We start from the raw sequence: 7821 nt of genomic DNA, 5'->3' as shown, positions 1-7821 counted from the left end.
TCACCCCGGCGACGCCGGCGGCGGCCTGGGTGTGGCCGATGTTCGACTTCAGCGAGCCGAGGTGCAGCGGCCGGTCGGTGTCCCGGTCGCGGCCTTAGGTGGCGAGCAGCGCCTGCGCCTCGATCGGGTCGCCCAGGGTGGTGCCGGTGCCGTGCGCCTCGACGACGTCGACGTCGCCGGTGGACAGCCCCGCGCTCGCCAGCGCCTGGCGGATCACGCGCTGCTGCGACGGGCCGTTCGGCGCGGTCAGGCCGTTGGACGCGCCGTCCTGGTTGACGGCCGACCCGCGGACGACCGCCAGGATGTCGTGGCCGTGGCGGACGGCGTCGGACTGCCGCTCCAGCACGAGCATGCCGACGCCCTCGGACCAGCCGACGCCGTCGGCGTCGTCGGAGAAGGCCTTGCAGCGGCCGTCCGGGGAGAGGCCGCGCTGGCGGGCGAAGTCGACGAACGCCGCCGGGGTGGACATGACGGTGACGCCACCGGCGAGTGCCAGCGAGCACTCCCCGGTGCGCAGCGCCTGCATCGCCCAGTGCATCGCGACCAGCGACGACGAGCAGGCGGTGTCGACGGTGACGGCAGGCCCCTCCAGCCCGAGGGTGTAGGCGACCCGGCCGGAGGCGAGGCTCGGCGAGCTGCCGACGCCCTGGAAGCCCTCGAACTCGGGCCCGGCCAGCACCGCGTTGTAGTCGCTGTACATGACCCCGGCGAACACACCGGTGGCGGTGCCGCGCAGCGTCGACGGGTCGATCCCGGCCCGTTCGACGGCCTCCCAGGACGTCTCCAGCAGCTGCCGCTGCTGCGAGTCGGTGGCCAGCGCCTCGCGCGGGCTCATCCCGAAGAACGCCGGGTCGAACTCGCCTGCCTCGTGCAGGAACCCGCCGGACCGGCTGTAGGTGGTGCCGGGGTGGTCCGGGTCCGGGTGGTGGAGTGCCTCGACGTCCCAGTTCCGGTTCGTCGGGAACCCGGAGATCGCGTCGGTGCCCTCGGTGACGAGCCGCCACAGCTCGTCGGGGGTGGAGACCCCGCCCGGGTAGCGGCAGGCCATGCCGACGATGACGATCGGGTCGTCGCGGTCGGCGGAGTCGGCGCCCGCGCGGTTCGCGGGCAGGACCTCGGCCTCGGTGCCCAGCAGCTCGGCCGTGACGTGGGCCGCGAGGTGCCGGACGGTCGGGTGGTCGAAGACCAGGGTGGCGGGCAGCCGCAGCCCGGTGACGGTGCCGAGCCGGTTGCGCAGCTCGACGGCGGTCAGCGAGTCGAAGCCGAGGTCGCGGAACGCGCGACCGGCGTCGACGTCGTCGGCACCGGCGTGGCCCAGCACCAGCGCGACCTGGCCGCGGACCAGGTCGAGCACGAGCTCCTCACGGCCCTCGGCGTCGAGCCGCGCCAGGCGCTGGGCGAGACCGCTCGCGGTCGCCGAGCCGGTGGCGGCGGTGCGCCGGGCCCGGGTCCGGATCAGCGACCGCAGCAGCGGCGGCACGTCCCCGGCGGCGCGCAGGGCGGGCAGGTCGAGCCGGACCGGCACGACGGCCGGGTCGGCCGAGCCGAGCGCGGCGTCGAACAGCGCCAGGCCCTGCTCGACGGTCAGGGCGGGGGTCCCGGCGCGGGCCATCCGCGCCATGTCGTCGTCGGAGACGCCACCGGTCATCCCGCCGGTCCGCTCCCACGGGCCCCAGGCCAGCGAGAGCCCCGGCAGGCCGGCGGCGCGGCGGTGCGCGGCGAGCGCGTCGAGGGCGGCGTTGCCGGCGGCGTAGTTCGCCTGCCCGGGGCTGCCGAACACCCCGGCGACCGACGAGAACAGCACGAACGAGGCGAGCTCCACGTCCTGCTCGCCGGCCACGGCGTGCAGGTTCCAGGCGGCGTCGATCTTCGGGCGCAGCACCGTCGAGAGCCGCTCGGGGGTGAGCGAGCCGACGGTGCCGTCGTCGAGGACCCCGGCGGTGTGCACCACGGACGAGACCCGGTGCTCGCCGAACAGGGCCGCCACAGCGTCGCGGTCGGTCACGTCGCAGGCGACGACGTCGGCCCGCGCGCCCGCGGCGGCGAGCTCGCCGACCAGCTCGGACGCGCCGTCGGCGGCCGGGCCGCGCCGGCTGACCAGCAGCAGGTCGGTCACGCCGTGCGCGGCGGCCAGGTGCCGGGCGACGACGGCGCCGAGGCCGCCGGTCCCGCCGGTGACCAGGACGGCGCCGTCGCCGAAGGACGGGCCGTCCCCCGCGTCGCGCGGGGCGGGCCGGCGCACGAGCCGGGTGGCCCGCAGCCCGTCGCGGGTCAGGGTGAGCTCGGGCTCGTCGGCGGTGAGCGCGCCGAGGGGCAGGTCGGCGAGGTCGGCGAGGTCGGCGTCCGCGGCGAGGTCGAGCAGCGCGAAGCGGCCCGGGTTCTCCGAGCGGGCGGAACGGAGCAGGCCCCACGCGGCCGCCGCGGCGATGTCGTCGCCGGTGGTGGCGCCGCGGGTCACGACGACCAGCCGGGACCCGTCGAAGCGGTCGGAGTGGTCGAGCCAGGTGCGGACGGCGGCGAGCGCCTCGGAGGCACACCGGTGCGCCTCCGCGGGCCCCGTCCCCCCGGCGAGGCCGAGCAGCACGACCTCGGGGGCGGGCCCGTCGGCGTCCGCGAGCGCGGCCAGGTCCGGGTGCACGGCGACGCCGTCGCGCCCGTCCGGCGCGGTCGCGGTGGCGCCGAGCCCGGGGTGTGCCGCGAGGCCGAGCACGTCGGGACCGGCGATCACGACGCTGCCGGGGGCCTCCCCGGCCGGGGTGACGGGGGTCCGGTCGAGCCGGAACAGCGCGTCCCGGGCGACCGCGCCCGCGGAGTCGACGTCGTGGTCGGCGACCCCGCGCAGCACCAGCGAGTCGACGGTGGCGACCGGCGCACCGGTCCCGTCGGCGACCGCGACGGCGATCGCGTCGTCGGCGACCGGGGTCAGGCGCACCCGCAGGGTCCCCGCACCGCTCGCGTGCAGGGTGACGCCCTCCCAGGAGAAGGGCATCCCGCCGCGGCTGCGCTCGCCCAGCTCGACGAACCCGGCGGCGTGCAGGGCGGCGTCGAGCGCGGCCGGGTGCAGGCCGAACGCGTCGGCGTCGGCGCGGCCGGCCTCGGGCAGCACGATCTCGGCGTGGACGGCGTCGTCGCGGCGCCAGGCCGCGGTGAGCCCGCGGAACGCCGGCCCGTAGCCGAAGCCGTTCTCGGAGAGGCGGTCGTACAGGTCGTCGACCGCGAGGGGCTCGGCCCCGGCGGGCGGCCACTCGGTCGCGTCGACGGTCGCCGTGGCCGCACCGGCGACGGCGAGGACACCGGTGGCGTGCGGGGTCCAGGGGAGGTCGTGCTCGGTGTCGGGGTCGGTGTCCGGCCGGGCGTAGACCGTCAGGGTGCGGCGGCCGCCCGCGTCCGGGGCCCCGACCCACAGCTGCACCGCGACCCCGCCCTGCTCGGGCAGGGCGAGCGGGGCGGCGAGGGTCAGCTCCTCGACGCGGTCGCAGCCGACCTCGTCACCGGCCCGCACCGCCAGCTCCAGGAACGCGGTCCCGGGCAGCAGCGTGGTGCCGCGCACGGTGTGGTCGGCCAGCCAGGGGTGGGTCTGCAGCGACAGCCGGCCGGTGAGCAGCGCGCCCTCGGAGTCGGCGAGCGACACCGCGGCGGACAGCAGCGGGTGGCGGGCGGCGCCGAGCCCGGCCGAGCGCAGGTCGGCGGCACCGGTCTGGATCGCCTTGGGCCAGAACCGGCGGCGCCGGAACGCGTAGGTGGGCAGGTCGGTGCGGCGGGCGCCCGTTCCGGCGAACCAGGCCGCCCAGTCGACGGCGGTGCCGTGGGTGTGCAGCGCGGCCAGTGCCGCGGTGAGGGTCTGCTCCTCGGGCCGCCCGGCGCGCAGCGCGGGCACGGCGACGGACGCGGTGGCGGCGGGGTCCGCGGCGTCGAGGCAGTCCCGCGTCATGGCGGACAGGGCACCGTCCGGGCCGAGCTCCAGGAACGCGGTGACGTCGTGGCGGGCGAGCCAGTCGACGCCGTCGGCGAACCGGACGGCGCTGCGGACGTGCTCGACCCAGTAGTCGGCCGAGGTGAGCTGGGCGACGGTCGCGAGCTCGCCGGTCACGTCGGAGACGATCGGGATCAGCGGCGCCTGCAGGTCGAGTCCCTCGACGACGGCGCGGAACTCGTCGAGCATCGGTTCCATCAGCGGCGAGTGGAACGCGTGGCTGACCCGCAGCCGCCGGGTGCGGCGCCCCTCGTCGGCGAGCCGGCCGGCGATCGCGGTGACCGCCTCGTCGGCGCCGGACAGCACGACGGCCGACGGCCCGTTGACCGCGGCCACGGAGACCCGGTCGCGGTACCCGTCGAGCAGCGGCTCGACCTCGGACTCGGACGCCTGCACCGCGACCATCGCGCCGCCGGTGGGCAGCGCGGACATCAGACGGCCGCGGGCGGCGACCAGGGTGGCCGCGTCGTCGAGGGACAGCACGCCCGCGACGTGCGCGGCGGCGATCTCGCCGACCGAGTGGCCGAGCAGGTGGCCCGGGGTGACGCCGAGCGAGGTCACGAGCCGGTACAGCGCCACCTCGACCGCGAAGATCGCGGGCTGGGCGTGGGCGGTGTCGTCGAGCAGCGCGGCGGCGGCCTCGTCGGTGCCGTCGGAGCTGTCGGGGGGGCCGTCGGCGGGGCCCCGGAGGATCTCGCGCAGCGGGCCCTGCACGTGCGGGTCGAACGCGGCGAGCACGGTGTCCAGCGCCTCGGCGAACACCGGGAAGCGGGCGGCGAGCTCGCGCCCCGCGCCGATCCGCTGCGAGCCCTGCCCGGTGAACAGCACGGCGAGCCGGTCCTCCGCGCGGGCCTCGCCCGTCACGGTGTCGCGGGCGGCCGCGGGGTCCCCGGCGGCGAGCGCGGCGAGGTCCCCGGCGAGGGCGTCGCGGTCGGCGGCGAGCAGGACGGCGCGGTGGGCGAACGCGGTCCGGGTGGTGGCCAGCGACCACGCGACGTCGGTCAGCGGGGTGCCGGGGGCGGTGGCGAGCGCGTCCTGCAGCGCGGCGGCCTGGGCCTGCAGCGCCTCGGGGGTGCGGCCGGAGAGCAGGACCGGCAGCGTGCCGGGCTCGGTACGGGCGGGCTCGTCGGCGGGCGGGCCATCGTCCCCGTCCGCCGCCTCGGGCTCGGGCTCGGGGGCCTGCTCGACGATGGTGTGCGCGTTGGTGCCGCTGATCCCGAACGACGAGACGGCGGCGCGGCGCGGTGCGCCGGTGGCCGGCCAGCCGGTGTTCCCGGTGAGGATCCGGACGGTGTCCGGGGACCAGTCGACGTGCCGGCTGGGGTCCTCGGCGAGCAGCGTGCGGGGCAGCACCCCGTGCCGCATCGCCATCACCATCTTGATCACGCCGGCGACGCCGGCGGCGGCCTGGGTGTGGCTGATGTTGGACTTGACCGAGCCGAGCAGCAGCGGGCGCCCGGCGTCGCGGTCGCGGCCGTAGGTGGCGAGCAGTGCCTGCGCCTCGACCGGGTCGCCGAGGGTGGTGCCGGTGCCGTGCGCCTCGACGACGTCGACGTCACCCGCGGACAGCCGGGCGTTGACCAGCGCCTGCTCGATGACCTGCTGCTGCGACGGGCCGTTCGGGGCGGTCAGGCCGTTGGAGGCGCCGTCCTGGTTGACCGCGGACCCACGGACGACCGCGAGGACCTCGTGCCCGTTGCGGCGCGCGTCGGACAGCCGCTCCAGCACGAGCAGGCCGACGCCCTCGGCCCAGCCGGTGCCGTCGGCGGTGTCGCCGAAGGAACGGCAGCGGCCGTCGGCCGACAGGCCGCCCTGCCGGCCCATCTCGATGAAGGTGCCGGGCCCGGACATCACGGTGACACCGCCGGCCAGCGCCAGCGAGCACTCGCCGCCGCGCAGGGCCTGGGTGGCCAGGTGGACCGCGACCAGCGACGACGAGCAGGCGGTGTCGACCGTGACGGCCGGGCCGACCGTGCCGAAGGTGTAGGAGATGCGTCCCGACAGGACGCTGCCGGTGTTGCCGGTGAGCTGGAAGCCCTCGGCGCCGTCGGCCGGGCCGACCCGGTAGTCCTGCGCCATCGCGCCGACGAACACGCCGGTCCGGCTGCCCTGCAGCGAGACCGGGTCGATCCCGGACCGCTCGAACGCCTCCCACGCGGACTCCAGGACGACCCGCTGCTGCGGGTCCATCGCGACGGCCTCGCGCGGGGAGATGCCGAAGAACTCGGCGTCGAAGTCGGGGGCGTCGTGCAGGAACCCGCCGGACGCCGTCGGCGAACCGGCGAGCGCGGCGGTGTCCCAGCCGCGGTCGGTGGGGAACGGCGTGATGCTGTCCTCCCCCGCCTCGACCATCCGCCACAGGTCCTCGGGGCTGCGGACACCGCCGGGATAGCGGCAGGCCATCCCGACGACGGCGATCGGCTCCTGGGCGGCGGACTCCAGCTCGCTCACCCGCCGGCGGCTGCGGCGCAGATCGGCCGTGGCCAGCTTGAGGTAGTCCCGGAGCTTCTGTTCGTTGTCCATCCCAACTCCACCCGTCTCGCAGCCGACGCCCACTCGACAATCGCGCCGGAATTCCGCACACGTCCGGCGGGAACCGAATCGCCGCTCCATTCCGCCGCGCGGCGGAGGAGCTCACCACCGACGATTGTGCGGACGATTCGGGCCGGAAATCCCTAGTGTGTGGCCCGCCGGTTCACCAGTTGGCGGCCAGCAGCAGGTGCCCGTACTCGTTCTCACGGGCCACGTGCTCCAGGTCGGAGTCGACCATCATCCGCATGAGCTCCGGGAAGTCGACCTCCGGCGTCCAGTCCAGCCGACGGCGGGCCCGCACGCTGTCGGCGCACAGCACCTCGACCTCGGCCGGGCGCACCAGCGCCGGGTCGACGACGACGTTGTCCCGCCAGTCCAGCCCGACGTGGTCGAACGCGATCTGCACGGCGTCGCGCACCGAGTGCATCTGCCCGGTCCCGATCACGTAGTCGTCGGCCTCGTCCTGCTGCAGCATCAGGTGCATCGCGCGGACGTAGTCGCCGGCGTAGCCCCAGTCGCGCACCGCGTCGAGGTTGCCCAGCGCGAGGTCGCGCTGCAGGCCGAGCTTGATCCGGGCGACCGCCAGGGAGATCTTGCGGGTGACGAACTCCTGGCCGCGGCGCGGCGACTCGTGGTTGAACAGCATGCCCGACACCGCGTACATCCCGAACGACTCGCGGTAGTTGCGGGTGATGTAGTGGCCGTACGCCTTCGCGGCGCCGTAGGGGCTGCGCGGGTGGAACAGCGTCGTCTCACGCTGCGGGGTCTCCGCCGCCTTGCCGAACATCTCCGACGACGACGCCTGGTAGAAGCGGATCTGTCCGTCCGGCGACGCGGTCCGCGACGGCGAGAGCCCGGAGACCATGCGGATCGCCTCCAGCATCCGCAGCACGCCCGTGCCGTTGACCTCGGTGACGAGCTCGGCCTGCTGCCACGACATCGGGACGAACGAGATCGCGCCGAGGTTGTAGACCTCGTCGGGCTGCACGGTGTCGACGGCCGAGACCAGGCTGCCCTGGTCCATCAGGTCGCCGTCGACGAAGTCCAGTTCGGACGCCAGCCGGCTGACCCGCGTCTTGCGGGGGTTGGCCTGCCCCCGGATCAGGCCCCAGACCTGGTAGCCCTGCGACAGCAGGTGCTCCGCCAGGTAGGACCCGTCCTGACCGGTGATTCCGGTGATGAGAGCTCGTTTGGACATGGGGATTCCCTTCTCGACCGTTACCGAGCCCGCCCACACGCGTCGACCGGCCGTCGGCACGGCGGCGAATACGCTGTCCGGACGAGAGACACGCCGCACGCTGGCAAGGTCCGTGAGA

1 protein-coding gene and 2 pseudogenes are annotated in these 7821 nt (G+C 75.8%); all 3 read right to left on the bottom strand.

Annotated elements, in window-relative coordinates; translation table 11 throughout:
- Positions 1-7: 7 nt before the first annotated feature.
- Positions 8-241 (bottom strand): annotated as a pseudogene (locus tag AD017_RS37525) (hypothetical protein); the annotation flags it as partial.
- Positions 242-382: 141 nt separating this feature from the next.
- Positions 383-6529 (bottom strand): annotated as a pseudogene (locus tag AD017_RS36565) (type I polyketide synthase); the annotation flags it as partial.
- 139 nt (positions 6530-6668) lie between these two features.
- Complete coding sequence (locus AD017_RS25805; protein ID WP_010232889.1) at positions 6669-7703, bottom strand: GDP-mannose 4,6-dehydratase; 1035 nt, start codon at positions 7701-7703, stop codon at positions 6669-6671.
- Between the last annotated feature and the right edge of the window lie 118 nt (positions 7704-7821).

Source organism: Pseudonocardia sp. EC080619-01, assembly GCF_001420995.1.
In the GTDB taxonomy this organism is placed as follows: domain Bacteria; phylum Actinomycetota; class Actinomycetes; order Mycobacteriales; family Pseudonocardiaceae; genus Pseudonocardia.
The sequence above is the reverse complement of the archived record's forward strand: the minus strand, read 5'-3'. Positions and strand labels throughout refer to the sequence as shown.